Annotated in this window: 1 protein-coding gene and 1 pseudogene; one reads left to right on the forward strand and one right to left on the reverse strand. The window is 47.8% G+C overall.

Annotated features, from left to right (window positions below):
* The coding region (locus tag ACFILZ_RS09825) for a hypothetical protein (protein WP_375682389.1) at positions 1-705 on the reverse strand (705 nt) is incomplete at its 3' end.
* 16 nt (positions 706-721) lie between these two features.
* Between ACFILZ_RS09825 and ACFILZ_RS09830 the strand changes: the two are divergent.
* Positions 722-1,182: pseudogene (locus tag ACFILZ_RS09830) on the forward strand (autotransporter outer membrane beta-barrel domain-containing protein); the annotation flags it as partial.

The following is a 1,182-nucleotide window of genomic DNA, read 5'->3' on the forward strand; positions in this document are numbered from 1 at the left end:
TCCACTTTCTACTTCGTTTGTGTCTGACCCTCCTTCTTCTACGTCCTCTGCTCCTGTCGATTCTCCACGCCCTGATCCACTTTCTACTTCGTTTGTGTCTGACCCTCCTTCTTCTACGTCCTCTGCTCCTGTCGATTCTCCACGCCCTGATCTACTTTCTACGTCGTTTATGTCTGATGCTCCTTCTTCTACATCCCCTGATCCTGTTGATCCTCCATCTTCTCCCCCCGATCCACTTTCTACGTCGTTTATGTCTGACTCTCCTTCTTCTACATCCCCTGATCCTGTTGATCCTTCATCTTCTCCTCCCGATCCACTTTCTACGTCGTTGATATCTGACTCTCCTTCTTCTACGTTCTCTGCTCTTGTTGATCCTCCACCTTCTCCCCCCGATCCACTTTCTACGTCGTTGACATCTGACTCTCCTTCTTCTACGTCCTCTGGTCCTGTTGATCCTCTGCCCCCCAATCCACTTTCTACGTCGTTGACATCTGACTCTCCTCCTTCTACATCCCCTGATCCTGTTGATCCTCCATTTTCTCCCCTTGATCCACTTTCTACGTCGTTTATGTCTGACTCTCCTTCTTCTACATCCCCTGATCCTATTGATCCTTCATCTTCTCCCCCTGATTCACTTTCTACGTCGTTGATATCTGATGCTCCTTCTTCTACGTCCTCTGCTCTTGTTGATCCTCCGCCCCCCAATCCATTTTCTACGTCGTTGATATCTGACTCTCCTTCTTCTACGTCCTCTGCTCTTGTTGATCCTCCATCTTCTCCCCCCGATCCACTTTCTACGTCGTTTATGTCTGACTCTCCTTCTTCTACATCCCCTGATCCTGTTGATCCTCCATCTTCTCCCCCCGATCCACTTTCTACGTCGTTTATGTCTGACTCTCCTTCTTCTACATCCCCTGATCCTGTTGATCCTCCATCTTCTCCCCCCGATCCACTTTCTACGTCGTTTATGTCTGACTCTCCTTCTTCTACAGATTCTGTTGTTCTTCCTTCTGCGTCTGTTGAACTAAAGCCTTCTAAGTCCTCTGATGCTTTGGAACCTTCGTCTAATCTCTCTATACCGCTTGATGTTCCGCCTGAGCTAGGTATTAGAGCTGTTGTTCCACAGGTTCCAACTTATCTTCTTTTGCCAAATGCCTTATTTCATGCTGGTTTAGTGGATAT

Source organism: Bartonella sp. AP40SXNS (genome assembly GCF_042195825.1).
In the GTDB taxonomy this organism is placed as follows: domain Bacteria; phylum Pseudomonadota; class Alphaproteobacteria; order Rhizobiales; family Rhizobiaceae; genus Bartonella.